This window comes from Pseudomonas sp. Marseille-Q5117, assembly GCF_946901175.1.
Taxonomy (GTDB): Bacteria; Pseudomonadota; Gammaproteobacteria; order Pseudomonadales; family Pseudomonadaceae; genus Aquipseudomonas; species Aquipseudomonas iranensis.
The window spans coordinates 180678-205359 of the sequence record NZ_CAMPPP010000006.1 but is presented as its reverse complement, the minus strand read 5'-3'; the positions used below and the strand labels follow the sequence as shown (position 1 = coordinate 205359).

General features: G+C 58.7%; 26 protein-coding genes. 14 read left to right on the top strand and 12 right to left on the bottom strand.

Annotated features, from left to right (window positions below; translation table 11 throughout):
* Positions 1–5: 5 nt before the first annotated feature.
* The 4 genes from OC605_RS12490 to OC605_RS12475 form a co-directional block, all read right to left on the bottom strand.
* Positions 6–3521 carry a calcium-binding protein gene (locus tag OC605_RS12490; protein ID WP_262137425.1) on the bottom strand — a complete coding sequence of 1172 codons (3516 nt, stop codon included), beginning with the start codon at positions 3519–3521 and terminating at the stop codon, positions 6–8.
* 208 nt (positions 3522–3729) lie between these two features.
* Positions 3730–4359 (bottom strand): LysE family translocator, encoded by a 630-nt coding sequence (locus tag OC605_RS12485; RefSeq protein ID WP_186565839.1) that lies wholly within the window; start codon positions 4357–4359, stop codon positions 3730–3732.
* Positions 4360–4444: 85 nt separating this feature from the next.
* Positions 4445–5794 (bottom strand): NCS2 family permease, encoded by a 1350-nt coding sequence (locus OC605_RS12480; protein WP_024012217.1) that lies wholly within the window; start codon positions 5792–5794, stop codon positions 4445–4447.
* Between the two features lie 290 nt (positions 5795–6084).
* Positions 6085–6531 (bottom strand): MarR family winged helix-turn-helix transcriptional regulator, encoded by a 447-nt coding sequence (locus OC605_RS12475; RefSeq protein ID WP_110645195.1) that lies wholly within the window; start codon positions 6529–6531, stop codon positions 6085–6087.
* An 81-nt stretch (positions 6532–6612) separates the two neighbouring features.
* On the opposite strand from OC605_RS12475, the gene OC605_RS12470 reads away from it, so the two are divergent.
* Positions 6613–7779: a PLP-dependent aminotransferase family protein gene (locus tag OC605_RS12470; RefSeq protein WP_122747070.1), complete on the top strand. Its 1167-nt coding sequence runs from the start codon at positions 6613–6615 to the stop codon at positions 7777–7779.
* 137 nt (positions 7780–7916) lie between these two features.
* Here the strand turns inward: OC605_RS12470 and OC605_RS12465 are convergent, their stop codons facing one another.
* From OC605_RS12465 to OC605_RS12445, 5 genes are all read right to left on the bottom strand, one after another.
* Positions 7917–8288, bottom strand: a complete 372-nt coding sequence (locus OC605_RS12465; RefSeq protein ID WP_186565831.1) for a glutathione S-transferase N-terminal domain-containing protein — start codon at positions 8286–8288, stop codon at positions 7917–7919.
* Between the two features lie 103 nt (positions 8289–8391).
* Complete coding sequence (gene folE / locus OC605_RS12460) at positions 8392–8937, bottom strand: GTP cyclohydrolase I FolE (RefSeq protein ID WP_016773769.1); 546 nt, start codon at positions 8935–8937, stop codon at positions 8392–8394.
* A 77-nt stretch (positions 8938–9014) separates the two neighbouring features.
* Positions 9015–9572, bottom strand: coding sequence for a Smr/MutS family protein (locus OC605_RS12455; protein WP_262137419.1), 558 nt, complete (start codon positions 9570–9572; stop codon positions 9015–9017).
* A 74-nt stretch (positions 9573–9646) separates the two neighbouring features.
* The gene (locus OC605_RS12450; protein ID WP_016773771.1) at positions 9647–9967 is read right to left on the bottom strand and encodes a hypothetical protein; all 321 of its coding nucleotides are present in this window, start codon (positions 9965–9967) and stop codon (positions 9647–9649) included.
* Positions 9968–10098: 131 nt separating this feature from the next.
* On the bottom strand, positions 10099–10689 hold the full coding sequence (locus tag OC605_RS12445; RefSeq protein WP_016773772.1) for a cysteine hydrolase family protein: 591 nt from the start codon (positions 10687–10689) through the stop codon (positions 10099–10101).
* 239 nt (positions 10690–10928) lie between these two features.
* On the opposite strand from OC605_RS12445, the gene prmB reads away from it, so the two are divergent.
* Positions 10929–11837 (top strand): 50S ribosomal protein L3 N(5)-glutamine methyltransferase, encoded by a 909-nt coding sequence (gene prmB / locus OC605_RS12440; RefSeq protein WP_016773773.1) that lies wholly within the window; start codon positions 10929–10931, stop codon positions 11835–11837.
* A 58-nt stretch (positions 11838–11895) separates the two neighbouring features.
* Here the strand turns inward: prmB and OC605_RS12435 are convergent, their stop codons facing one another.
* Together OC605_RS12435 and OC605_RS12430 are read right to left on the bottom strand one after the other, a co-directional pair.
* On the bottom strand, positions 11896–12687 hold the full coding sequence (locus OC605_RS12435) for a hypothetical protein (protein ID WP_262137416.1): 792 nt from the start codon (positions 12685–12687) through the stop codon (positions 11896–11898).
* A gap of 99 nt (positions 12688–12786) precedes the next feature.
* The gene (locus OC605_RS12430; RefSeq protein WP_122602888.1) at positions 12787–13740 is read right to left on the bottom strand and encodes an alpha/beta hydrolase; all 954 of its coding nucleotides are present in this window, start codon (positions 13738–13740) and stop codon (positions 12787–12789) included.
* Between the two features lie 130 nt (positions 13741–13870).
* Here OC605_RS12430 and aroC point away from each other — a divergent pair, with 130 nt between their 5' ends.
* The 5 genes from aroC (at position 13871) to mtnC (ending at position 18091) form a co-directional block, all read left to right on the top strand.
* The gene (gene aroC, locus OC605_RS12425; protein WP_024012223.1) at positions 13871–14962 is read left to right on the top strand and encodes a chorismate synthase; all 1092 of its coding nucleotides are present in this window, start codon (positions 13871–13873) and stop codon (positions 14960–14962) included.
* 34 nt (positions 14963–14996) lie between these two features.
* On the top strand, positions 14997–16142 hold the full coding sequence (locus tag OC605_RS12420; protein WP_262137413.1) for an MFS transporter: 1146 nt from the start codon (positions 14997–14999) through the stop codon (positions 16140–16142).
* The gene (locus OC605_RS12415) at positions 16139–16765 is read left to right on the top strand and encodes a methylthioribulose 1-phosphate dehydratase (RefSeq protein WP_186565825.1); all 627 of its coding nucleotides are present in this window, start codon (positions 16139–16141) and stop codon (positions 16763–16765) included. The genes OC605_RS12420 and OC605_RS12415 overlap by 4 nt, the downstream gene beginning before the upstream one ends.
* Before the next feature lie 92 nt (positions 16766–16857).
* On the top strand, positions 16858–17403 hold the full coding sequence (locus tag OC605_RS12410; RefSeq protein ID WP_262137504.1) for a 1,2-dihydroxy-3-keto-5-methylthiopentene dioxygenase: 546 nt from the start codon (positions 16858–16860) through the stop codon (positions 17401–17403).
* A gap of 4 nt (positions 17404–17407) precedes the next feature.
* On the top strand, positions 17408–18091 hold the full coding sequence (gene mtnC / locus OC605_RS12405; RefSeq protein ID WP_262137410.1) for an acireductone synthase: 684 nt from the start codon (positions 17408–17410) through the stop codon (positions 18089–18091).
* Between the two features lie 80 nt (positions 18092–18171).
* Here the strand turns inward: mtnC and OC605_RS12400 are convergent, their stop codons facing one another.
* Positions 18172–18450: a DUF3509 domain-containing protein gene (locus tag OC605_RS12400; protein WP_016773780.1), complete on the bottom strand. Its 279-nt coding sequence runs from the start codon at positions 18448–18450 to the stop codon at positions 18172–18174.
* A 385-nt stretch (positions 18451–18835) separates the two neighbouring features.
* On the opposite strand from OC605_RS12400, the gene OC605_RS12395 reads away from it, so the two are divergent.
* The 7 genes from OC605_RS12395 (at position 18836) to OC605_RS12365 (ending at position 24358) form a co-directional block, all read left to right on the top strand.
* Complete coding sequence (locus tag OC605_RS12395) at positions 18836–20674, top strand: long-chain-acyl-CoA synthetase (RefSeq protein WP_262137408.1); 1839 nt, start codon at positions 18836–18838, stop codon at positions 20672–20674.
* Positions 20675–20769: 95 nt separating this feature from the next.
* A complete protein-coding gene (locus OC605_RS12390) occupies positions 20770–21288 on the top strand; it encodes an ankyrin repeat domain-containing protein (protein ID WP_186565818.1) in 519 nt (172 codons plus the stop codon).
* An 80-nt stretch (positions 21289–21368) separates the two neighbouring features.
* Positions 21369–21899 (top strand): hypothetical protein, encoded by a 531-nt coding sequence (locus tag OC605_RS12385; RefSeq protein WP_262137406.1) that lies wholly within the window; start codon positions 21369–21371, stop codon positions 21897–21899.
* 71 nt (positions 21900–21970) lie between these two features.
* Positions 21971–22162, top strand: a complete 192-nt coding sequence (locus tag OC605_RS12380; RefSeq protein WP_016773784.1) for a PLDc N-terminal domain-containing protein — start codon at positions 21971–21973, stop codon at positions 22160–22162.
* Positions 22163–22403: 241 nt separating this feature from the next.
* Complete coding sequence (speE, locus tag OC605_RS12375; RefSeq protein ID WP_016773785.1) at positions 22404–23279, top strand: polyamine aminopropyltransferase; 876 nt, start codon at positions 22404–22406, stop codon at positions 23277–23279.
* A gap of 288 nt (positions 23280–23567) precedes the next feature.
* Positions 23568–23801 carry a hypothetical protein gene (locus tag OC605_RS12370; protein ID WP_016773786.1) on the top strand — a complete coding sequence of 78 codons (234 nt, stop codon included), beginning with the start codon at positions 23568–23570 and terminating at the stop codon, positions 23799–23801.
* 209 nt (positions 23802–24010) lie between these two features.
* Positions 24011–24358, top strand: a complete 348-nt coding sequence (locus OC605_RS12365) for a ribonuclease E inhibitor RraB (protein ID WP_003223226.1) — start codon at positions 24011–24013, stop codon at positions 24356–24358.
* The last annotated feature ends 324 nt before the right edge of the window (positions 24359–24682 follow it).

The window sequence follows — 24682 nt, the reverse complement described above, 5'->3', positions numbered from 1 at the left end:
TGCGGTCAGGCTGGCGGCACGGTGATCAAGGATCGTGGTTTGAACAGGTAAGGCGATTGATGGACACACTGATTCAGAACGCGCAGCTCGGATGATTCAATGCGCGACTTGTCTCTGCTCAGCACCCAGCCGTGCGCAGGAAATTTGTAATTCACTGCTTGCCCGTCATATGCGGCGACGATATGTCGGCCGCGCATTTCTGCATTTGCCATGAGGAGCAATGCTTCGGGCAACCCTTTGGAGGCGTCAGGCTCGGTAAAAAAACGGCCATCAATGCCGTCCAGGTACACTCGGTCGAAAGACAGGTCGACGGTATGTACAACTCCGTGTTCGGTAATCACCCGGATCTGATCGATCAAGTCCTCGCTTTCATATACGGGTAGATGGATAACGCAGGTGCCGATACGCAACTGGCTGTTTTCCAGAGAAATATCGACCTTGCCGAGTTTCGTCGCGTCAAGTTCCCACAGGGAGGAATAAGGCAGCCTGATCTCTGCGTTGGCCAGCGCGCCGGGCGTCGAAAGGCGTATCGTCATGTCGGCCACCAAGTGGATCAGATAAGTGGAACCATTGCCTTCAAGGCTTTCCACTGCGATCTGGCGGGGCGATGAGAACAGTTCGGCGCATTCGTTGTGCGAGCTCATAGCGTGAGCTTCGTTCTCTGGTAACTCGAAGAAGTACTTGCCGCTGCGCATTTTCAACGGCAGGGGAGCTACATGGGTCCAGGTCGTAAGTTTGTGAAAACCATAGTTTTGAATTTCGGGGACTAAATAGTTCTCCTGAGAAATAGTGGCGTTTGCAGCGACTCCGTCGTTGAAAATGATGACGTATTTCTGTTGTACCGGGTAAGCGATAGCCCGCAGTATCTTTTCCATATTCATGGGGTCCGTACCGCCTCGGGCGAAAGCGAGTTGAAACAATGTCACTGTCTTGTTTCCGAAGTGGTAAACAAGGTCGCACTTCACCATGAGGTCCTTGGCAGTTTCCGATTGGCGGGCCGTATAATTTTCCTCGACTTTCGTCAGCTCGTCGCTGGCATAATCCAGGTAGATTCTGGTGACTGTGTCGGTTTTTTCCGTCGAATAGAAAACGTTGTTTTGGCGAGAGCGCGGAATGAAGTAGCTCTCGTTTTCATGCAAACTGATGCGGCACTCTTCCTGATAGAGAATGCTTGGCGTCCTGGGATTGCCGTACTTGATTATGGAGTAATCGATAGTCACCGGTTCCTCGGGCTCGATCATTTCAGGCAAGACAGGTTTTAGATGGAAATCGTCCCGTGTCAGGAAAGTAAGGTTGTTGTTCCTGCGCTTGTATTTATTTTCCGCTTTCTCGTAGACACCGTGAATTGTGACGACGTTTTGCCTGTCCGAATAATCGAAAGTTGAAGTTATCACCAATGATCCGTTACTTATCTTCCAGCTTTCTATCAGATCCTTTGCCCAGTTCAAGACAATATGACTCGGCTGCCGGCCATCCTCGATAATGGAAAAGTGACCAATCTGATGGTCGATGAAATATTCATCGCTCCCGGCTTCTCCGGATGCGATGGCACCGCAGTGCAACAGATAGATCTGGTCGTTGCCGCCGCCTGCGGTGATAGTGTCGAATCCGCGCGATTTGATGATGTTACGGTCAGAGGTGCCGACTACAGTGCTCGCTGCAGAGTCTACAGTTTCAACATTTTCGATACTTTCAATCAGACTGTGGAAAATGTACTTCTTCCCGTCCTCTTCGGCGGCATCCGGCATTACGGTGTGCAACGTACCTGCCGATAGGTCCACGTCGTAGCCGATGTCAGGTTTCACCGGCCTGTGCAGGACGCCGCCCAGCACCAGCGTGTCATTTCCCGCACCGCCCTTGAGCTTCGAATATTCTGCAACGTTCTCGCGCTGACGGATGTGGTCCGCAGCGCCTTCAAAGACGAAGCGGTCGTCCTTATCGCCTCCGGTCAGCTCCTTTCTACCGGATTTGTAATGAAAGGCGTTGGGTTTGGCTTCGACGCCCTGAATCGAGTCCCGGCCATCGCCGATAAGCCACAGAACACCTTTATTCCCGGCGGCGGTACCCAGCTCGGCGCCGGGGGTGTCCGTGGTGACGCCAGCGCGGGCATCAATTGTGTCGTCAGCGCCTTTTATCACCGGCACCTTGACCGTTTTCCACGAGTCCTGTTTGGTCCACCAGTTACGCGTCCAGACCTCGGTCGGCTCAAGGTGTACTTGCGTTTTGCCGTTGACGATGGCTTCGGTACTGCCCTTCAGCGCACCATCGAGCAGTTTTCTCGCGGTTTCCTTCGCTTGCCGTGTGTGCTGCAGCATGGCCTTTGCCTGCGAATAGCGATCCTGGACATCCTGATCGACGTCCATCATGCAGAACGAAAACCAGCCCGAGCGCCAGCGCTCTTCGACACTCAGCTCGATGTAATCATCGATGTCATCGACGATTCGCACTGCACCGTAAACCTGGGAGCCGATCGCCAGGATCGCTCCGGCCGCCAGACCTACAGGCCCTGCGAAGGCGAAACCGGCCATTGCGGCTGCGCCGAGTATGACCGTCATGGCCGCGCTCGCGATGCTCAGTCCGGCGCTGACGTAATGGTCCATGGCTTCCTTGCCCGTCGCGTTTTCAGCGGCGTTCAACGACCTGACTGCGGTGAAGATGTCGAAGGGCAAGGTCAGCACGCCGCCGATCAGTCCACCGGAGCGACCGAGCCTGACGGCGAATCGGGTTTTGGCGAAATCCTTGTAGGCGTTCTGTCCCGCGGTGAGCATTTGCGTGGCGATCTTGTTCACCGCGACGTCAGTGGCAATGGAGGCGACTTCTGTTCCGATACCGGCGCTGTTTATTACAACTTCCGTTGTATTGTTGGTTTTAATGGCATCGACAACACCGCGCAAGCCCATGAAGATACCGAATCCCTGAATGCCGATACTCGAGCCCAGGGCCGCGTAACTCTTGGCGGCCGCCGCCCAGCGTGAATTATTCCTGGGCATGCGGGCATGACCTAGATCGAGCTTCTGCGCAGAATCAAGGAGTTGTGCCAGTTTGCCGCGGTAAGGGTGCAAATCAACATCGCTTGCCGTTGGTTCGCGAATCAGAGCAGGGGCGGTCAATGGGCGTTGGCTGGCCAATTCAAATAACAGCGTCGATAGCAGATAACCATCTCGCCCGGTAGAGGTCGTTATAAGACTTTCAATTTTCTCGGCACTAAACTGCAATGAGTTGATAAGTGAACGTCGGGGGCGGCGGAAAAATGTGTTCTGACCGTTTAGCGGTTGACCATCAATAGTTGCGCCCAGAGCGTCCAGCGAAACTCGCGTAATCGACACTTCCCCAAGTTGTAATGGGCCAAATAGAGTGTCCACATGTTTCAATTGGTCCGCTTTGCTGTGCGCAATGCTCAGCGTCGAATCGTTATGCTCGTTGGTTTTAAGCAGCATGTCAGTGATGACAACGCTGTCGGCGGGTTTTTTATCGTTTTTCAACGAGTCGGTAGAAATCGACGGCTCGATAAGAGTGGCCATTTGAACTTCCTTGTTCTGGCAGGTTGTTGTTTAAGCGTGGCGGGGATCTTACGGCCAGGTTTCGCAATCTGTACATCGCCGGGTTGTTGCGGTGTATTGCGCCTTGATCATTCAGCTAATCACGCTGAAGTTGATACATGACAAGCCATCGACTTTCGAATCCATTCGATAGGGATGGCTTGATAAGTTGCAATCGGTCTGGATTCGATTAGTGACTACTGAGCAAAGAAGCCGCGCCGGCGCCCCCGAAAAGGCCCGCGCTGATGCGGTTGAACCAGCTCTGGCCCTTGCCGCTGCGCAGATAGCGTGCAGCGCCATGCGCGCCCAGTCCGTAAGCCAGTTTGCAACACAGATCAAGCACCACCCACGTCGCGATCATGATCAGCAACTGCGGCAGAAACCGCTGTTGCGCACTGAGAAATTGCGGCAGAAACGCGGCGAAGAACAGGATGTCTTTCGGATTGCTCGCGCCCAACACAAAAGCGCGCCCGAACAGTGTGCGAAAGCGCGGCGCCGGTGCAGCCAGGGGCACTTCAGCGCCGACCGACGGCTGGCGCGATTGCTGCCAGCTCTGCCAGGCGAGGTAGAACAGGTAGAGTGCGCCAACGATTTTCAGCGCACTGAACAACTGTTCGGAGGCCAGCAGCAGTGCGCCGAGCCCTAGTGCCGAAGCGCTCAACAGGCAGATCGAGGCAATCACTCCGCCGAGAAATGCCGGATAGGACCGGCGCAAGCCGTAATTCAGACTGTTGCTGATCATCAGCAACGACAGCGGCCCCGGGATCAGGATCACTACCAATGCAGCGCCACTGAACAGCAGCCAGGTTTCCAGACTCATCGCTTTGCTCCTTTGTTGTTATCGAAATGCACAAAAGCCCCACCCGCGAGGGTGAGGCTGAATTGAAGCGTGAACCGCGCAGCGCTTACAGGAAGATGAACTTGGCGATGAAGATCGCGCAGAGCACCCACAGGCTGACGGAGATTTCCTTGTATTTGCCGGTGCCGGCCTTCAATGCCACATACGTGATGAAGCCCAGAGCGATGCCGTCGGCAACCGAAAAGGTCAGCGGCATCATGATCGCCGTGACGATCGCCGGAATCGCGTCAGTCGCTTCGTCCCATTCAATGTGGGCCATGCCGCCCATCATCAGCATGGCCACGTAGATCAGTGCACCTGCTGTGGCATAAGCGGGAATCATGCCAGCCAACGGTGCGAAAAACATTGCCGCTATAAATAGCACACCCACAGTGACCGCGGTAAGACCAGTCCGACCGCCAGCGGCCACACCAGCGGCACTTTCCACATAGCTGGTTACTGGAGGGACACCGACCACCGCGCCGAATACGCTGGACGCGCTGTCGGCTTTCATCGCCCGCGAGAGGTTTTCGATGCGCCCGTCAGCCGCGACGAGGTTGGCGCGCTGGGCAACGCCCATCAGGGTGCCGGCGGTGTCAAACATGTGCACGAAGAGGAAGGCCAGCACCACGCTGATCATGCTGACGTTGAACACGCCTGCAACGTTCATCGCCATCCAGGTCGGCGCCAGGCTCGGCGGCGCAGACATGATGCCCTCGTAGTGCACCAGGCCCAGGCCCCAGCCGGCAAGGGTGACGGTGATGATGCTGATCAGAATCGCACCGAATACGCGGTGGTAACTGAGGATCGCGATCATTAGAAAGCAGATCGCGGCGAGCAGCGGGCCGGGTTCACGCAGCGAGCCGAGTTTGATCAGCGTCGCTGGGCTGTCGACGACAATACCGGCGGTTTTAAGCCCGATCAGGCCGAGAAACAGGCCGACACCAGCGCCCATCGCAAAACGCAGACTGACCGGAATGCTGTTGAGCAGCCACTCGCGAATCCGCGAAAAGGTCAGGAACATGAACAGCACGCCCGAGACAAACACCGCGCCGAGGGCGGTTTCCCAGTTGTAGCCCATGGTGCCGACCACGGTGTAGGTGAAGAAAGCATTGAGGCCCATGCCCGGCGCCAGGCCGACCGGCCAGTTGGCGTAGAGCCCCATCAACAGGCAGCCCAACGCGGCAGCGATACAGGTGGCGACGAAGGCTGCGCCGTGATCGATCCCGGCATCGGCCATGATGTTCGGGTTGACGAAAATGATGTAAGCCATGGTGATGAAGGTTGTCAGACCGGCAATCAGCTCGGTCTTCACCGTGGTGCCATGCAAGCTGAGTTTGAACAGACGCTCTAGCAGGCCATTGCGTAATGGCGGCGTGAGCTCGAGCGGCGGTGCTTCGGATTTGCGGCTTTCCACAGCGAGTACTCCTCAAGAGTTTTATTGTTATTTCCAGGGCCGGACCCATGAGGGGTGGCAGCGGCCCTTTGAGGCATACGCGAATTTGTTGACCGTGTAGTCAGGAACTCGCACGCAGTGGATTATGCTTTTGTGTACAAATAAAGCAAATATTGTTTTGGTTTTGTCGCCGATTTTTTTGCTGATAGGGATATATGCCCATGCAGGATGGCTTCGCGAGCAGGCTCGCTCCCATCTTTGTAAAGCGTTCCCGTGTGGGAGCGAGCCTGCTCGCGAAGAGGGCGGTCCTGTCAATCAAGATGCGTCTGACTGCCCCCAAGCGCCAGATTCACCGCCAACCACCCATTCACCGCCGCTTCCCCAGCCTCGGCAAACACCCGCTCGAGCAATTTCACCTGCTCACGGCGCAACGCCTGCTCGAACCTCGCGCCTTCCGCCGTCAGCTCAAGCAGGCGCTTACGCTTGTCCGTCTGTGAAGCGACGCTGTCGACCAGATGCATTTCCTGCAACTGGCGCAGGGGCATGTTCAACGCTTGTTTGCTCACGCCCAGCAGGGCCAGCAACTCTTTCACACTCAGGTTCGGATAGCGCGCGATGAAAAACACGATGCGCTGATGTACCCGCGAGAGTCCGCGGCGCTCGAGCATTTCATCCGCCTTGGCCGTGAACGCCTGATAGCCGAAGAAGAACGCTTCCATGGCCTGTTGCTGACTTGCGGGGTTTTTAAGGTCAAGCATGTTGACGTACTCGCTCAAGCTGTCGTAGTTTCAGTCAACCAGTTTGACTCATTTTTTACCTGCCTCGCTACGGTGACCACCATGGCTTTTTCCGAACGTGTCTCGCGCCTGAAAAGTTCTTTGATCCGAGAAATCCTCGCCGCCGCCCAGCGTCCAGAGGTGATGTCGTTTGCCGGCGGTTTGCCCGCTGAGACGATGTTGCCGAAGGTGGAGTGGGACGAGATGCCGCTGTCGCTGGGGCAGTACGGCATGAGCGAAGGCGAGCCGGCCTTGCGCGAGGCGCTGGCGGCAGAGGCGAGGGCGCTGGGCCTTGAATGCGAGGCGAGTCAGGTGCTGGTGGTCAGCGGCTCGCAGCAAACCCTGGATCTGGCGGCCAAGCTGTACATCGACAAGGGGACGGAAATTCTGTTGGAGGCGCCGACTTATCTGGCCGCGCTGCAAATCTTCCAGCTGTTCGGCGCCGATTGCCTGACTGTGGCGCAGGAAGCCGACGGCCCAAATCTGGCGCAATTGCGTAATCGTTTAGAGCAGCATCGCCCGGCGTTTATCTACCTGATCCCGACTTTCCAGAATCCTTCCGCCGTGCGCTACAGCGAGGCCAAGCGCGCCGCAGTCGCGGCATTGCTCGATGAATTTGGCGTCACGCTGATTGAAGATGAGCCATACCGCGAACTGACTTTCGATGGTGGCAGTGCCAAACCGATTGCCGCGCGTCTGAGAAAAGCCAGCTGGATCTACACCGGCACCGTCTCGAAAACCTTGCTCCCGGGTTTGCGTGTCGGTTACTTGATCGCCAGTCCGGATCTGTTCCCGCACCTGCTCAAACTCAAGCAATCGGCGGACCTGCACACCAATCGCATCGGCCAGTGGCAGGCGCTGCAATGGATCGGCTCGCAGAAGTATCAACAGCATTTGAGCGAGTTGCGGGATTTCTATCGGCAGCGGCGCGATGCGTTTCAGTTGGCGCTGGAAGAGCATTTTGCCGATCTGGCTGAGTGGAACATGCCCCAGGGCGGGCTGTTTTTTTGGCTGACGTTGAAACAACCGCTGGACACCCGGTCATTGCTCAATGAGGCGTTGGCCAATGATGTGGCATTCATGCCCGGTGAGCCGTTCTTTCCTGAGCCGGACAAGCATCATGGGCATTTGCGCTTGAACTTCAGCCACATTGATCCGGCGCGGCTGGATGAGGGGTTGAAGCGGTTGGCGGCGGTGGTGCGGCGGGCGCAGATGGAGAGGGCGGCCTAGCAAAAACGCCGGCTCAAGGGCTGGCGTTGTCAGTGCGGGCCTCATCGTGAGCAGGCTCGCTCCCACAGGGCGGGATGCGTTTCAAGGGTGGGAGCGAGCCTGCTCGCGAAGGCGGCTAGCGCTCCAACCCATTAACATCAGACCGCCGCAAACCGCTTATCCAGATAATCGATAATCACCTTGGATTCATACATCCAAGTGGTTTGCCCATTCTCTTCGATACGCAGGCAAGGCACTTTGATTCGGCCACCCTGTTCCAGCAGGGTCTGGCGATCCTGCTCGTTGTTCTTCGCGTCTTTCAGTGCCACCGGCACATTCAGACGATGCAGGGCGCGGCGGGTTTTCACGCAGAACGGGCAGGCGTGGAATTGATACAGCGCCAGATCTTTCGCCGCAGCGTCGACTTGCGCCTGAGCAGCAGCGGGGCGCTTTTTCTTGCCCGGGCGGGTAATGAAGTCGATGAAGATAACCAGTTGGCCGAGGCCGACACGAAGCGCTTTGACGAACACGTTGAAAGCCTCACGGTGCAAATGAAGAAAGGCGCGCAGCTTACCCGATTTTTCACGGGCGAAAAAAAACCGGCGATCAACGCCGGTTCTTTTCTGTTGCGAATTACTTGATGAGGCTGAGGAATTCGCTACGGGTTGCCGCGTTTTCACGGAATTCACCGAGCATCACCGACGTGATCATCGACGAATTCTGCTTTTCGACGCCGCGCATCATCATGCACATGTGCTTGGCTTCAATCACCACGGCCACGCCCAGCGCACCGGTGACTTGCATTACCGCATCGGCGATCTGGCGGCTGAGGTTTTCCTGAATCTGCAGGCGGCGCGCGTACATATCGACGATGCGCGCAACCTTCGACAGGCCCAGCACTTTGCCGCTCGGGATATAGGCGACATGCGCCTTGCCGATGAACGGCAGCAGGTGGTGTTCGCACAACGAATACAGCTCGATGTCCTTGACCAGCACCATTTCGCTGTTGTCGGAGCTGAACAGGGCACCGTTGGTGACCTCTTCGAGCGTCTGTGCATAACCGCGGCAGAGGTACTGCATGGCTTTGGCGGCACGCTTTGGCGTGTCGAGCAGGCCCTCGCGGGACACGTCCTCGCCCAATTGGCCGAGAATCGCGGTGTAATTCTGTTCCAGGGACATGAAACTACCTGTGGGGATTTTCGCAAAGGGCAAGGGTACGGTGGCGGACACAACCCTGCAAGTTCGGTGTGACGGCTTTATTCGTCGCGGCCTTCCATCATCGTCCGTTTCAGCATCACATAAACCGCGCCGGCGCCGCCGTGGCGGGCCTGGCAGGAGCAGAAACCGAGCACTTGCGCATGCTGGCGCAGCCAGGTGTTGACGTGGCTTTTGATCATCGGCCGCTTGCCATCCAGGCGCACAGCCTTGCCATGAGTCACGCGTACGCAGCGGATTTCGAATTTGGTTGCTTCGGCGAGAAAGGCCCAGAGTGTTTCCCGGGCCTTTTCCACGCTCATGCCGTGCAGGTCGAGACTGCCTTCGAACGGGATCTGCCCGACCTTGAGCTTGCGCATCTGGCTTTCCTGCACGCCGTCGCGGGACCACATCAGCTCGTCTTCCGGGCCGACGTCGATCACGAACTGGTCGGACAAGCCGTCAATGATGGTGGTGTCGCTGCGCACGGTGGCGGACTGACGCAGCTTGGCGATCTGCGCGCGGTCAGCCTTGGGTTTGCCGGTGTCGGCGCGGTCGTGCTTGATCGGTTTGACGCCCTGGATCGCACTTTTGAACAGAGAAAAATCGTCGTTTTGCATGTCAGCCTCCGCGAAGGGCGGCCAGTTTACCCAAGTCGACAGAAAACGGCCCGGCAAAAAGCCAGGCCGTTGGGTCAGTCGTGTTTTTTCATCAGATGCGGGGACATGTTCAGTTCCCGCGATTGCCGTGCGCGACGGCGGCAGCGGCGCCACAGAGCAACGCCGAAGTACAGAAACAGCAAGCCGACGGCAAGCATGATTGCCGAGCCCAGCGGTGATGCGTTCAGGTCACCCAGCGCCGGCGGGCGGCCGAGCAGGCTGGCGGCGCCGGCCATCGCCAGCAGCACGCCGAACGTCGCCAGAATGGCCGAGATCGCCGCGCCAAATCGAAAACGCCAGTTGCTTTGGCCTTTGGGCCGCAAACGGCGTGCGTCAAATCCATCGGATAACTTCATTCCGACCTTCCTCAATGGTATCGGCCCTTCGACCGGGAGTTGACCGGGTTGTTCCTGAGGCTATGGCATTTGCGGCAAATCAGCGGATATAGCGGATGAGCGGCGCCAATGCACCGCTCACAAGGACGGGATCAGATCAGGTCCTGAGTCTTGGCCAGCGTGGCGAAGTTGTCGGCCATGATCGCCATTTCCGCTTCCTGCACGCGTTCGGCGCTGAGCACGCCGCCCTTGAACGGCAGATCGCGGGTCGCGCAGGCGTCTTCGACCAGGGTGCAGCGGAAACCGAGGTTCTTTGCCGCGCGCACGGTGGTGCTGACGCTGGAGTGACTCATGAAGCCGCAAACGATCAGGTCCAGCGAGCCGAGGTTCTGCAGGCGCTCGAGCAGTTCGGTGCCATGGAACGCGCTCGGCAGCAGTTTGCCGATAATGGTTTCATCGCCTTGCGGTTCGAGACCGGGGATGAATTCGCCGCGTTCGCCCTGCGGGTCGAACAGGCCACCAACGGTGCCGAGATGACGCACGTGCACGATCGGCCGACCGGCGGCACGGGCTGCGGCAACCACTTGTTTGATGTTCGCGACGGCCGCGTCCATGCCGCTCAGGGCCAGCGGGCCACTGAGGTATTCCTTCTGGGCATCGATGATGACCACGGTGGCATGGCTCAGGGTGGCCGCTGCGTAACCGCGACCGCTGAGTTGAAACATCGTTTTTGGAACGGACATTCTGGGGCTCCTCGGGGTGGGGCTTTTGCGACATTGTCCTCTGGCTGAGCGGTTCTGTGAATCGCTACCATCGTAGGCGCCGTCGTTCTTGGCCTGCAGCCTTGTCAAGTTACACGTTCCGTTCAATGCCTGATGCAAAAAAAAGAAAACTCCTACCGGAACCGCGTGGTTTTTCCTGCGTCGTCGTCGCGCGTTTTGGCTGCTAGAATCGCCAGTCGTTTTTTCTGGAGTTCTACGCCGTGATCACTTCCCGACTTCGTACCCTGCGCGACCACATCCGTTGGGCCGTCAGCCGCTTCCATGGGGAGGATCTGTTTTTCGGTCATGGCACCGACAACGCCTGGGACGAGGCGCGTCAGCTGGTACTGGGCGCTTTGCACCTGCCTTGGGAAATCGCCGACAGCTATCTTGATTGCGCGCTGGAAGATGACGAACTGGTCAATCTGCAGCGCTTGCTCAAGCGCCGCATCGAAGATCGCGTTCCCACCGCCTATCTGCTCGGCGAGGCGTGGTTCTGCGGCATGTCGTTCATCGTCGACCCGCGCGTGCTGATCCCGCGTTCGCCGATTGGTGAACTGATCGAAAACCGCTTTGCGCCGTGGATTGGCAACGAACCGGCGCGGATTCTCGACCTGTGCACGGGTTCCGGCTGCATCGGCATTGCCTGCGCTTACGAATTCCAGAATGCCGAAGTGGTGCTCGCGGACCTGTCGTTCGAGGCGCTGGAAGTGGCCAACCAGAACATCGAGCGCCATGGCGTCGATGAGCGCGTCTACACCGTGCAGGGTGATGGCTTCGATGGTTTGCCGGGTCAGCGTTTCGATCTGATCGTGTCGAACCCGCCCTACGTCGACGCCGAAGATTTCGCCGACATGCCGGACGAATATCAGCACGAGCCGGAACTGGGCCTGGCCTGCGGTGATGATGGTCTGAATCTGGTCCGGCGCATGCTCGCCGAAGCGGCGGATCACCTGACCGAGAAAGGTTTGTTGATTGTCGAGGTCGGCAACAGCCAGGTGCACGTCGAGGCGTTGTACCCGGAAGTCGATTTCGCCTGGCTGGAGTTCCAGCGCGGCGGGCATGGCGTGTTCATGCTGACAGCCGAGCAGTGCCGCGCGCATCAGGCCCTGTTCGCGTCCCGCGTCTAAGGTTGTGACTGATCGTTCCCACGCTCCGCGTGGGAACGATAAGTACGCGCTCAAGCCCTCAGCGGTGCGTAGCAATCCAGATCAACAACCCCGCCTGAAACACCGCAAACGCCACCAGACACGTAATGGTGAAACGCAACCCGGCATCTTCGCGCTTGAACTTGCTGACTTTTTCTTCCTGCTTCTTCAGCTTCACTTCCTGCTCGGCGAGATTCTGTTCGGCCTGCTGGAGCATCTGCGCGGCTTCAAGAATTTCGACGATCTGCAGCTTTTCGCTGTTCCAGTCACCCAGCAGATCACCGACCTGCACCGCCTTGATGCTGCCTTTCAAATGCTGGGCATCGGCGTAAGCCACATCGAAACCGTGCACGCGCAGGAAATGGTCGCGGCGCAAGCGAGTGTCTTCGTTTAGCGCGTCCTTGTTGTTCAGGTCCATGCCGTCGACGATGTAGCCGGGCCAGCGTTTTTTCGCCCAGTTGATGCCTTGCGCGGCCATGAAACGACCAATGCCGCGGTTCAGCGGTTCGATCTGCAAGCCACTGTCGGGACCGAAACTCACACGTTTGCTCGCGTGGTCGACCCACACATCGAGATGATTCTGCTCTTTGCGCACGCGCTGATTGGGCAGTTTGATCGCCATGCGCATCAGGCTGCGTTCTTTGCTGTTGCGCTCGGCGTAACCGAATTCGACAAAGCGCAACGGCCGGCCGCCGGTGTTGCGGTCGGTCTGCAGCGGCGCCAGGCGGAGCATCTTGTGGTGCTCGGCCTGGACATCCACCCACGGCAGTTCGACCGCTGGCGGTGCGTCTTTTTCAGCGCTGGTGTCGGGTGAAGTCTGGGTTTCAGTCATAACGGCGAGATCCTGTCCAAGCCCTGCTTGCCGCCAGACGTTGCGCTGGCGACAAAGGCTTATCGGCCGTTTTCTGTGAGGCTGGAGGGTAAAACGCAGTTAACTTGCACGAATTCCGTCAATAAATTCGATGACGGCGGCGCCCAGTTCGGCGGCCAGGGGCAAATTCGGGTCCTTGTAGGAGGCCAATTGCCGCTTCATGTCGTTGTGGACGATGCGCAGCACATGATTCATGCCTTCGATCACCGTCAGTTGCGCGTCCGGTTTCGCCGCCTTGAGCAGCTTCGCGTCCTCGGTGCCGACCTGAATGTCGTTGCTGCCCTGGACGATCAGTGCCGGCATTTTCAGCTGGGCAAAGGCTTGCGCCGGATCCTGACGGAACAGCGAAATCAGGTATGGCTGCACGCTCGGGCGAAAGATCACCTGCAACGGTTGCGGCACGTTGTCATCGGTGTGGCCGGCCTTGAGGCTGTCGAGCAGTTCGTTGCTGCGCAGCATCAGTGGCGGCGGCAGGCTGCGCGCCAGTTGCTCGCGGATCACTTCATCGACCGGCCGCGCGCTGCCGGACAGCGAGATCACCGCCGCTGCGTCCAGCTTCGGCGCGGCCAGACTGGCAATCAGCGCGCCTTCGCTGTGGCCGAGCAGAATGAGTTTACCGAAACGCGGATCGGCCTTGAGCTTCTGCCCCCACGCCACGGCGTCCGCCGCATAGCCCTCGACTGACAGCTCACGTTCATCGGGAGCGGCCGCCAGACTCGCCGCGACGCCGCGCTTGTCGTAGCGCACGCTGGCGATGTTGTGTTTGGCCAGCACCCAGGCCAAGCGCTTGAGGCTGTCATTGCGCCCGCCGTCGGGGTTGTTTCCGTCGCGATCTGTAGGACCCGAGCCAGAAATCATCAGAACAATCGGCACCGGGCTGTCGGACTTGGGCAGCAACAGCGAACCGAAAAGTTCGCCGCTGCCGGTGTCCAGAGTGACCGGGCGCTGTAGGACTGTCGCTTGGGCAAAGCCGGTAAAGAGGGTAAGACTCAAGATCAGAACTCGCAGCATCATCACGCCATCATTGGTCAAGGTGCCGGTTGGACTCGCCAGCACCACTAAGGTTCGAGGATGAACTACTCGGTTAGCCTGCGTATACTGGCGCGCATCAAGAATTCGGGTTTGATTTCACGGAGCGTCCTGCATGTCCGGCAATACCTACGGCAAGTTGTTCACTGTCACCACCGCTGGCGAAAGCCATGGTCCGGCGTTGGTCGCCATTGTCGACGGCTGCCCGCCGGGTCTGGAGATTTCCCTGGAAGATCTGCAGCGCGACCTCGATCGCCGCAAGCCTGGCACCAGCCGCCACACCACCCAGCGCCAGGAAGCCGATGAAGTCGAAATCCTCTCCGGCGTGTTCGAGGGCCGCACCACCGGTTGCTCAATCGGCCTGCTGATTCGCAATACCGACCAGAAGTCCAAGGACTACTCGGCGATCAAGGACCTGTTCCGCCCGGCACACGCCGACTACACCTATCACCACAAATACGGCGAGCGCGATTATCGCGGCGGTGGCCGCAGTTCGGCGCGGGAAACCGCCATGCGCGTAGCGGCCGGTGCGATCGCCAAGAAGTATCTGGCCAGTCAGGGCATCGTCATCCGCGGTTACATGAGCCAGCTCGGCCCGATCGAAATACCGTTCAAGACCTGGGATTCGGTCGAAGAAAACGCTTTCTTCAGCCCTGACCCGGACAAGGTCCCGGAGCTGGAAGCCTACATGGACCAGTTGCGCCGCGACCAGGACTCGGTCGGGGCGAAGATCACCGTGGTCGCCGAAGGCGTGATGCCGGGCCTTGGCGAGCCGATTTTCGATCGCCTCGACGCCGAACTGGCCCACGCGCTGATGAGCATCAACGCAGTCAAAGGCGTGGAGATCGGCGCCGGTTTCGCCTGTGTCGCCCAGCGCGGCACCGAACACCGCGATGAACTGACGCCGGAGGGTTTTCTCAGCAACAACGCCGGCGGCATCCTCGGCGGTATCTCGTCCGGGCAGCCAATCGTTGCGCATCTGGCATTGAAACCGACCTCGAGCATCACCACCCCGGGCCGCTCGATCGACGTGAATGGCAACCCGGTCGATGTGATCACCAAGGGGCGTCATGATCCTTGTGTCGGCATCCGCGCGACGCCGATTGCCGAAGCGATGATGGCCATCGTGCTGATGGATCACCTGCTGCGTCACCGTGGGCAGAACGCCGATGTGCGCGTGAGCACGCCGGTGCTGGGCCAGCTCTGATGGCTGCGCTCAAAGCCGTCGCGGCATAACCGGCGTGGCGGCGCTTCCTTACTGGCGGCTGTCCAGTTTCTATCTGTTCTATTTCGCCTTGCTCGGTTCGACAGCGCCGTTTCTGGCGCTGTACTTCGATCACCTCGGCTTCAGCGCCGCACGCATCGGCGAGCTGGTGGCGATTCCGATGCTGATGCGCTGCGTGGCGCCGAACATCTGGGGCTGGCTCGGCGATTACACCGGCAGGCGTCTGGCCATCGTGCGCTTTGGCGCGGTGTGCACGTTGCTGACCTTTTCGCTGATTTTCGTCAGCCAGACCTACGCCTGGCTGGCGATGGTCATGGCCCTGCATGCATTCTTCTGGCACGCGGTACTGCCGCAGTTCGAAGTCATCACCCTCGCGCATCTGCAGGGGCAAACGTCGCGCTACAGCCAGATCCGCCTGTGGGGCTCGATCGGTTTCATCATCACCGTGGTGGTGCTCGGGCGGCTGTTCGAATGGCTCAGTCTGGACATTTATCCGGCGGCGCTGGTGCTGATCATGGCCGGTATCGTCCTGAGTAGCCTGTGGGTGCCGAATGCACAGCCGGCGCAAGGCAATCGGCCGGCGGGCGAGGGCTTTTTCAAGCAATTGCGCCATCCCGGCGTACTGGCGTTTTATGCTTGCGTCGCGCTGATGCAGGTGAGCCACGGGCCGTATTACACCTTTCTGACTCTGCACCTTGAACGCCTCGGTTACAGCCGTGGCGTCATCGGCCTGCTCTGGGCCGTGGGGGTGGTGGCGGAAGTGCTGATGTTCATGGCCATGAGTCGCATTCTGGCGCGCTTTTCCCTGCGTCGGGTGCTGCTGGCGAGTTTCCTGCTGGCGGCGTTGCGCTGGGTGCTTCTCGGATCATTCGCTGAATTTCTCTGGGTGCTGTTGTTCGCCCAAGTGCTGCACGCAGCGACTTTCGGCAGCTTTCATGCGGCTGCCATCGCTTTCGTGCAACGTAGTTTCGGCGCCCGCCAGCAAGGCCAGGGCCAAGCGCTGTATGCGGCACTGGCCGGCACCGGCGGGGCGCTCGGTGCGCTGTATTCCGGCTACAGCTGGAATGCCCTCGGCGCGACAATGACCTTTAGTATTGCCAGTCTCGCAGCGCTTGCCGCTGCCGTTATCATTGCCACACGTATGCAAGAGGACAGGCCATGAGCCTTAGCCGTGAACAGCTCGCCCAGCAGATCGTCGATGCCGGGCGTTTTCTATATGGCCGGGGCTGGTCGCCAGCCACCAGCAGCAACTATTCGACACGCCTGTCGCCGAGCGAAGCGCTGTTGACCGTATCGGGCAAGCACAAGGGCCAGTTGGGTGTGGATGACGTGCTCGCTACCGATCTGTCCGGCAATAGCCTGGAACCGGGCAAGAAACCCTCCGCCGAAACCTTGTTGCACACCCAGCTCTACCGCTGGCGCGCGGAGATCGGTGCGGTGCTGCACACTCATTCGGTGAATGCCACGGTGCTGTCGCGCCTGACTCCGCAAGACTTCATCGAGTTCGAAGACTACGAATTGCAGAAAGCCTTCAGCGGCATCTCGACTCATGAATCGCGGGTGCGTGTGCCGATTTTCGACAACGATCAGGACATTGCGCGCCTCGCCGCCAAGGTGCAGCCTTGGCTCGACGCCCATCCCGATTGCGTCGGTTATCTGATTCGCGGCCATGGCCTCTACACTTGGGGCGCGCAGATGAGCGACGCGCTGCGGCAGATCGAGGCTTTTGAATTCCTGTTTGAATGCGAATTGAAAACCCGCAGCGTCATGAACCGCCAAGGCTGAGTTCACCAGAAACAGCCCGTTTGCCTGATGCCACGCGGCGCCCGACCGGTCTGCAAGAGCCGGACGGCGCCGCCGCTACCGAGGAGTTGCCCATGAGCAGCCTGTCCGTTTATCACATTTCCAGCCCTGAGATTCCCAACAAGGTGCTGACCCATTTCGAAGACATCGCCTCGACGCTGGCCGAGCAGGGCGTGCGTTTCGACCGCTGGCAGGCCGCCGCGAAGATTCAGCCCGGCGCCAGTCAGGAAGAAGTCATCAGCGCTTATAAAGAGCAGATCGACAAACTGATGACCGAGCGCGGTTACATTACGGTCGATGTGATCAGCCTCAACAGTGATCATCCGCAAAAAGCCGAGCTGCGCGCCAAGTTCCTCGAAGAGCACCGTCACGGTGAAGACGAAGTGCGATTTTTCGTTGCCGGTCGTGGCTTGTTTACCCTGCACATCTACGATTACGTCTACGCCGTGCTCTGTGAGAAGAACGACCTGATCTCGGTTCCGGCCGGCACCAAGCACTGGTTCGACATGGGCGAACATCCGCACTTTGTGGCGATCCGTCTGTTCAACAACCCGGAAGGCTGGGTTGCCAATTTCACCGGCGAAGACATCGCCGGTCGCTTCCCGCGTCTGGAGGACTGAAACCGTGTCGATCAAAGCCATCCTCACCGACATTGAAGGCACCACCAGCGCGGTGAGTTTCGTCTTCGACGTGCTGTTTCCCTACGCCGCCAAACATTTGCCCGACTTTTTGCGGCAGAACGCTTCGCGTGCTGATGTCGCCGAACAGCTCGACGCCGTGCGTCGCGAGAGCTTTGAGCCGCAGGCCGATGTTGAACGGGTTGTTGAAATCCTCTTGAGCTGGATCGCCGAAGACCGCAAAGCCACGCCGCTCAAGGCATTGCAGGGCATGGTCTGGGCGCAGGGCTATCAGGCAGGGCAGTTGAAAGGACATGTTTATCCGGATGCCGTTGAAGCGCTGCAACGTTGGCATGCGGCCGGTTATCAACTGTTTGTTTACTCGTCCGGCTCGATCCAGGCGCAGAAACTGATTTTCGGTTGCTCGGAGGCGGGGGATCTGACACCGCTGTTCAGCGGCTATTTCGACACCACATCAGGGCCGAAGCGTGAGGCGCAGTCCTACCGCAACATTCAGCAAGCGGTGGGTGTTGAAGCCGATGAAATCCTGTTCCTCTCGGACATCGTCGCAGAGCTCGACGCTGCCCAGTCGGCCGGCATGAAAACCTGTGGCCTGGCGCGTGAAGGCGGGGAGTTGGCAGGGCACGTGACGGTGGACAGCTTTACCGGAATCGAACCGGAAGCGTTCTGACCCCACAGTAAATATGTGGCAGACATAAACAAACAGGCCGTGAAGCGCATGCTCCACGGCCTGTTTTTGTTTAAAGCAAATTACAGCGAGTGATACGTCGGCAGAGCAAAACGCTGCTGGCTCTGCAGCATTGCAATTTGCGGCAGCTCGCTGGCTTGTTCGGCCAGGTCGCGGCGGATCGCGCTGATCGCCCACGACAGTTGGTCACCGGCATGCAGTTGCTGATACGAGAGGGCGCGTTTGAAGACTTTGCCGTCGCTGCTACGCAGAGTGAGCAGGATGCCACCGTCAGGACGTGGGGCAGTGCTGACTTCGTAGTTGGAGAACAGCGATGTAAATTTTTCTTGAATCAGGCTCATGTCATCAGCTCCGTATGTACTTGAATGGCAAGCATGCGGAGGTAGTTGCAGCGTTTGTGCCAGTATTGATGCGAATAAAATCCCTTTAAAATCAATAAGTTGAAGGCATTGCATTTTGCAGGCGTCGTGCAATCTGCATGAATGGCCATCGTGCATCCTGCATTTTGCGTGATTTTTCTCCGTACAACGGAACCAAACGTCCGTACCAGAATCCGCTCTTCCGCGAAGGCGCGACGGGATACAAATCATTGCAAAAACCGCGTGTACAGCCCCGCGAGCACTGACGTACTTTCCTTCTCGACCCACGGCGTAAACGCGTCGGTCGCAGTCATTACCCGATAACAAGAACAGCGGTCTGCACGTCAAGATCGAACGGGGAGCTTTCATGCGTCACGCACCAAGCGACACGATTACCTGGGGCATGATGCTCCGCAAACTGCCGATGATCGCCAAGGCCATCCCCCGGGTGGTCAAAGGCATGAAGGTGGCCAACGTCACGGATCCGACCCAAACGTGCGGCCTGGGCTGGACGTTCGAGCAGGCGACGCTGCGCAATCCCGATGGTGTGGCGTTGTTGCAGGGCGACGTGGCGTTGACCTATACACAGGTCAATCAGTGGGCCAATCGCATTGCGCATTACCTGAGCGAGCAAGGCATCGGCAAGGGCGATGTGGTCGCGGTGTTTATCGAGAACCGTGCGGAATTACTGGTGACAATCCTGGCGCTGGCCAAGCTCGGCGCGGTGAGTGCGCTGCTCAATACCTCGTTGATGCGCGACACGCTTGTTCACAGCATCAATCTGGTTGCGCCGGTGGCTATTGTGGTTGGCGAAGAACTGACCGCTGCCTATGCCGGCGTGCGTGATCAGGTTGCGATCGCAGCGCCGCGCACCTGGTTCGTCGCCGATCAGGACACCTACAGCCATCCGGGCATCGCGCCTGAGGGCTACGTCAATCTGATCAGCGCCAGTGCTGACGCCAGCAGCGATAACCCGCCGAGCAGCGCGCAGATTTTCTTCGACGATCCGTGTTTCTACATCTACACCTCCGGCACCACCGGCCTGCCCAAGGCCGGTGTGTTCAAGCATGGACGCTGGATGCGCAGTTCGGCGAGCTTCGGCATGATCGCCCTCGATATGCGCCCGGATGATGTCGTTTACTGCACCTTGCCGCTGTATCACGCCACGGGCCTGTGCGTGTGCTGGGGATCGGCGATCAACGGCGCCTCGGGTTTTGCCATCCGCCGCAAATTCAGCGCGAGTCAGTTCTGGAATGATGTGCGCCGCTATCGCGCAACCACCATCGGCTATGTCGGTGAGCTGTGTCGCTATCTGGTCGAGCAACCGGTCAGCGCCGATGACAGCCGGCACGACGTGCGCAAGATGATCGGCAATGGTTTGCGCCCCGGCGCCTGGGCCGAGTTCAAGACGCGTTTTGCCGTCGAGCACATTTGTGAGCTGTACGCGGCGAGCGACGGCAACATCGGTTTCACCAACATCCTCAATTTCGACAACACCGTCGGGTTTTCGCTGATGGCTTGGGAACTGGTCGCTTACGACCATGACAGTGGCGAGCCGTTGCGCGGCGCAGATGGTTTCATGCGCAAGGTCGGCAAGGGCGAGCAGGGCCTGCTGCTGGCGCGGATCGACGACAAGGCGCCGCTGGACGGTTACACCGACCCGCAGAAAACCGCCCGCGTCGTCCTCCACGATGTGTTCAACAAGGGCGATCGCTTTTTCAACACCGGCGACCTGCTGCGCAATATCGGTTTCGGCCATGCGCAGTTCGTTGATCGCCTCGGCGATACCTATCGCTGGAAGGGTGAAAACGTGTCGACCACCGAAGTCGAGAATTTGTTGCTGCAACATCCGCTGATCGCTGAAGCCGTGGCCTACGGTGTGGAAATCCCCAACACCAACGGGCGTGCGGGGATGGCTGCAATTACTCCCGCCGAATCCTTGGCCACGCTGGATTTCGCTGAACTGCTGAGTTTCGTCCGGCAACGCATGCCGGCTTATGCCGTGCCGTTGTTCTTGCGGGTGAAAGTGAAAATGGAAACCACCGGGACCTTCAAATATCAGAAGACACGCTTGAAAACAGAAGGCTTTGACCCCGGGCTCACCGGCGATGACCCGATCTTCGCCTGGCTGCCGGGCAGCGAAACCTATGTGCATGTCAGTGAGCAAATCCTCGCTGAAATTCAACATGGCAAACATCGATATTGAGTGTGGCTATCGGGACGCTCGGAAAAAACCGAGTGACAGCCACCGTCGCGCTCGGGAAACTGTCGGCTTTCCGATAGACCGAAATGGAGTGCCCCATGTCCGACCAAAGCCGCCAGATGACCCCTGAAGAAGCTGCCGAATTCACCGAGCAGGTTTTCAACAAGGCGCGCGACGGTGATGCCGAGATGCTTGATCGCCTGGTCAGCGCCGGGCTGCCGGTGAACCTGAAAAACAGCAAGGGCGACACCTTGTTGATGCTCGCCAGCTATTACGGCCATGTCGATGCGGTGAAGGTCCTGCTTAAACACAAGGCCGATCCGGAAATGCGCAATGGCAACGGCCAGAGCCCGATTGCCGGCGCTGCGTTCAAGGGCGATCTGGCGGTGGTCAAGGCGCTGGTCGAGGCGGGCGCCGAAATCGAAGGTTCTTCCTTCGACGGCCGTACCGCGCTGATGATGGCGGCGATGTTCAACCGCGTTGAAATCGTCGATTACCTGATCGGCCAGGGCGCTGACGCGAAAGCCAAGGACGCCAACGGCGTGACCGCGCTGGATGCGGCGCGGACCATGGGCGCGGTCGACACCACCGCGCAGCTGGAAAAGTTGCTGGCGTAAAGTCCACGGACTGTGGCGAAGGGCAGAATGCGCTATCCTTCGCGCCCTGAAAATTCACCTCCGCCACAGGATCCGCCCTCATGAAAGCCGCACTCGTCGAACTCATCAGCAAAATCAGCTCCGGCTGCATGGGCGAGGACGAGATCCTGAAGGTGGCCGACGAAGCCGCTCAGGCCTACGCCGATGCCGAGGCTTTTCTGGCCGCCAATCCGGACATCAACTACGACGATACTTTCCCGATCCCGCTGGGTGAGTGGGTAGTGGTCGGCAGCCTGCCGGAAACCGTGCTGTTTCAGGCCGATACCTACGTCGATCTGTTCGCACAAATCGTTGCCTCGTTTGGTCCGGGCGTGGATTTCAATCTCAAGCCCAAGCAACTGGCCAAGACCGAAGCACTGACCGCACTCAACCGTATTCAGGTGCAGATGAGCAGCCTGAACAAGGAAAACGGCGGTTACACGTTGATGAACTTCAGCCAGTTACTCGACGATGAATTGCAAATGGTCCTGGTCTACGGCAACGACGTGCCCCGCGTGCTCGAGTTATGCACCGAGGTTGGCATCGCCGCTGCGCCAGCGCTGGAAGCCTTGAAGGTCGCCGTTCACGTCTGAACGCAATAAAAGGGAACCCTGCGTGCGACCGTCTATCCTAAAAGTGCATGCCACTATTCTGGAGCGACACCATGGGTTCCACGTTCAACGGTCTGATTGGCCTGATCATCCTTGCCCTCGACATCTGGGCCATCATCAACGTGCTGAAAAGCGGCGCCTCCACCGGGATGAAAATCGTCTGGGTGTTGCTGATCATCCTCCTGCCAGTGCTGGGCCTGATCATCTGGGCGATTGCCGGACCGCGGGGCAACGTCCGGATCTGAGCTGATTTTCGATCAAACTGTTATCCCTGTGGGAGCGAGCCTGCTCGCGAAGACGTTGGGTCAGTCGCCATCACCGGCAACTGATGCTGCGCTTTCGCGAGCAGGCTCGCTCCCACAGTAATTTGCGCTGGTAAAAAACAACCGGAGGTTCGACCTGTCATCTTCGGCAACGTAGAATGCGCGCCTTTCCCGGGCAATCGTCCCCACGATGGCGCCCGCGCATTTATCGGAGCACTTGACCATGACCGTCACCAAGACCAGCGAGTACCTGGAAACCCTCTACGAAGGCTACGGCCAGCGTTTTCGCATGGAAAAACTGCTGCACGAAGTGCGCACCGAACACCAGCACCTGGTGATCTTCCAGAACCCGCGCATGGGCCGGGTGATGGCGCTGGACGGCGTGATCCAGACCACCGAAGCTGACGAATTCATCTACCACGAGATGCTCACCCACGTGCCGATCCTCGCCCATGGCACTGCCAAGCGCGTGCTGATCATCGGCGGTGGTGACGGCGGTATGCTGCGCGAAGTGACCAAGCACGCCGGCGTCGAGCACATCACCATGGTTGAAATCGACGGCACCGTGGTCGACATGTGCAAGGAATTCCTGCCGAACCATTCCGCCGGTGCCTACGACGATCCGCGCCTGAACCTGGTGATCGATGACGGCATGCGTTTCGTCGCCACCACCACTGAAAAATTCGACGTGATCATCTCCGACTCCACCGACCCGATCGGCCCGGGCGAAGTGCTGTTCTCGGAGAACTTCTACCAGGCATGCCACCGCTGCCTGAACGAAGGCGGCATTCTCGTGACTCAGAACGGCACGCCGTTCATGCAGATCGACGAAGTCAAAACCACCGCCGGTCGCCTGCGCAGCCTGTTCCCGGACTGGCATTTCTATCAGGCCGCCGTGCCGACCTACATCGGCGGTTCGATGACCTTCGCCTGGGGCTCGACCAACCCGGCGTACCGCAAGCTCAGCCGTGAAACCCTGCAACAGCGCTTCATCGGCAGCGGCATCGTCACCCGCTACTACAACCCGGAAATCCACATCGGCGCGTTTGCCTTGCCGCAATACGTGCTGCAAGCGGTCAACAAGCCGAGCAACGACTGATCACGCTAACGTCGCTCTGCAAGGGAGCTTTTGTGACGAGCGGATTTATCCCCGTTGGGATGCGCAGCATCCCTGAACCGGCCTGCGCGGTGTCTCCGTCAAACCGCAATGGACGGTCTTACGACTGCTGCGCAGCCGGACGGGGATAAATCCCCTCGCCACAGAGTCCGCCCTATCGATCGGATGGTTATTTTCACCGTTGTCGGCTGTAATCCTTTTGAACCAACTATCGCGGAAAAAAGTCGAGATAGAGGTAAGCCCATTTACGGGTTGATCGAGGAGGCACTGATGCAAAAGTGGAAAGTCACTTTCGTGGATGATCACGGTGAAATTGTCGATGAAGTCTTCGAACGTGAGGAATGCCCGTCCGATGATGAAGCCGCACGGCTCGTCAAAGAGCGGCTTCTTCCGGTCGCCGCCCAGCTGGATCTCAACGATCTGGAAGGGCGCACCGCCGATGCCGGGGTGAAAAACCTCAAGACCCAGAACGGCATCGAAATCCGCAGCATCACCCCTGTCTGAACACTTCCTGTCATCTCGTAAACCAGGCCTTGGCAGCGGCGCTCTCTTGGGGCTACTCTGCAAGCGAGATCAGCGAATGGATCGCTAAGGTCTGGTCTTGTCAGCTACATGCTTGTTTCCCGCGCGCAACCACGTTGCCGTAGTACTTAGGCCAAAAGGCCCGGGGCGGGAATACGGAAAGTCTATCCATCAATCGAGGGGGACGATTCATGAGCACAGCCTATCAAGAAGACATCAGCAGCAACGTTCTGCGCCGCATGAAAGAAGGCGGTTTCGATTTTTCCCGGTTCCATCCCATCGAGTTCTACGCGATTTTCCCGGACGAGGAGCGGGCGCGCAGGGCAGCAGGCAAATTTCGCGGTGAATCCATCAATGCCCAGGTCAGTGCGCGCGACGACGGCGCCTGGTCGCTGGAATTGAGCAAAGTGATGTACGCAACCTATGACGACATCGGCGATTTCGAGCAAGGCTTTTCAGCCGTGGTCGAACCGCTGGGCGGCATTATCGAGGGTTGGGGCGTGAAGCAGGAGGTGCGCAATCGTTACCGGTTGAATTGATATTGCGCATTGTCTGTCGGGCAACGGCTGACCTTCGGGTCGGCCGTTGTCGTTTCTGGCTTCTGCATATCGCAGTGGCAAAACCCTGAAACAAGAATCCTGGGCAAAAAAAAAGCCACCGGAGAGGGTGGCTGAAAGGGAAGACGGGTATGCAATAAAGTCCTGTCGGGACGGGGCTGCCAAGGCAGTTCAGATCAGTTGAGCTGTCTGCTTCGAGGCGCCGTGCCATGGAAGTTTTGCAGCGAATGCGCGGATTATCCGCAGCCGTGGCCGGGCAGTGAAATCAACTCTGACTATGCTGGTGATAGGCGATGCAGTGCGTCG

What these genes read in the sequence shown, in the direction of transcription:
- OC605_RS12490 (WP_262137425.1), bottom strand. Translation starts at nt 3,521, where the DNA reads ATGGCCACTCTTATCGAGCCGTCGATTTCTACCGACTCGTTGAAAAAC.
- OC605_RS12485 (WP_186565839.1), bottom strand. Translation starts at nt 4,359, where the DNA reads ATGAGTCTGGAAACCTGGCTGCTGTTCAGTGGCGCTGCATTGGTAGTG.
- OC605_RS12475 (WP_110645195.1), bottom strand. Translation starts at nt 6,531, where the DNA reads ATGCTTGACCTTAAAAACCCCGCAAGTCAGCAACAGGCCATGGAAGCG.
- OC605_RS12470 (WP_122747070.1), top strand. Translation starts at nt 6,613, where the DNA reads ATGGCTTTTTCCGAACGTGTCTCGCGCCTGAAAAGTTCTTTGATCCGA.
- folE (WP_016773769.1), bottom strand. Translation starts at nt 8,937, where the DNA reads ATGTCCCTGGAACAGAATTACACCGCGATTCTCGGCCAATTGGGCGAG.
- OC605_RS12455 (WP_262137419.1), bottom strand. Translation starts at nt 9,572, where the DNA reads ATGCAAAACGACGATTTTTCTCTGTTCAAAAGTGCGATCCAGGGCGTC.
- OC605_RS12450 (WP_016773771.1), bottom strand. Translation starts at nt 9,967, where the DNA reads ATGAAGTTATCCGATGGATTTGACGCACGCCGTTTGCGGCCCAAAGGC.
- OC605_RS12445 (WP_016773772.1), bottom strand. Translation starts at nt 10,689, where the DNA reads ATGTCCGTTCCAAAAACGATGTTTCAACTCAGCGGTCGCGGTTACGCA.
- OC605_RS12435 (WP_262137416.1), bottom strand. Translation starts at nt 12,687, where the DNA reads ATGACTGAAACCCAGACTTCACCCGACACCAGCGCTGAAAAAGACGCA.
- OC605_RS12430 (WP_122602888.1), bottom strand. Translation starts at nt 13,740, where the DNA reads ATGATGCTGCGAGTTCTGATCTTGAGTCTTACCCTCTTTACCGGCTTT.
- aroC (WP_024012223.1), top strand. Translation starts at nt 13,871, where the DNA reads ATGTCCGGCAATACCTACGGCAAGTTGTTCACTGTCACCACCGCTGGC.
- OC605_RS12415 (WP_186565825.1), top strand. Translation starts at nt 16,139, where the DNA reads ATGAGCCTTAGCCGTGAACAGCTCGCCCAGCAGATCGTCGATGCCGGG.
- OC605_RS12410 (WP_262137504.1), top strand. Translation starts at nt 16,858, where the DNA reads ATGAGCAGCCTGTCCGTTTATCACATTTCCAGCCCTGAGATTCCCAAC.
- OC605_RS12400 (WP_016773780.1), bottom strand. Translation starts at nt 18,450, where the DNA reads ATGAGCCTGATTCAAGAAAAATTTACATCGCTGTTCTCCAACTACGAA.
- OC605_RS12395 (WP_262137408.1), top strand. Translation starts at nt 18,836, where the DNA reads ATGCGTCACGCACCAAGCGACACGATTACCTGGGGCATGATGCTCCGC.
- OC605_RS12390 (WP_186565818.1), top strand. Translation starts at nt 20,770, where the DNA reads ATGTCCGACCAAAGCCGCCAGATGACCCCTGAAGAAGCTGCCGAATTC.
- OC605_RS12385 (WP_262137406.1), top strand. Translation starts at nt 21,369, where the DNA reads ATGAAAGCCGCACTCGTCGAACTCATCAGCAAAATCAGCTCCGGCTGC.
- OC605_RS12380 (WP_016773784.1), top strand. Translation starts at nt 21,971, where the DNA reads ATGGGTTCCACGTTCAACGGTCTGATTGGCCTGATCATCCTTGCCCTC.
- speE (WP_016773785.1), top strand. Translation starts at nt 22,404, where the DNA reads ATGACCGTCACCAAGACCAGCGAGTACCTGGAAACCCTCTACGAAGGC.
- OC605_RS12370 (WP_016773786.1), top strand. Translation starts at nt 23,568, where the DNA reads ATGCAAAAGTGGAAAGTCACTTTCGTGGATGATCACGGTGAAATTGTC.
- OC605_RS12365 (WP_003223226.1), top strand. Translation starts at nt 24,011, where the DNA reads ATGAGCACAGCCTATCAAGAAGACATCAGCAGCAACGTTCTGCGCCGC.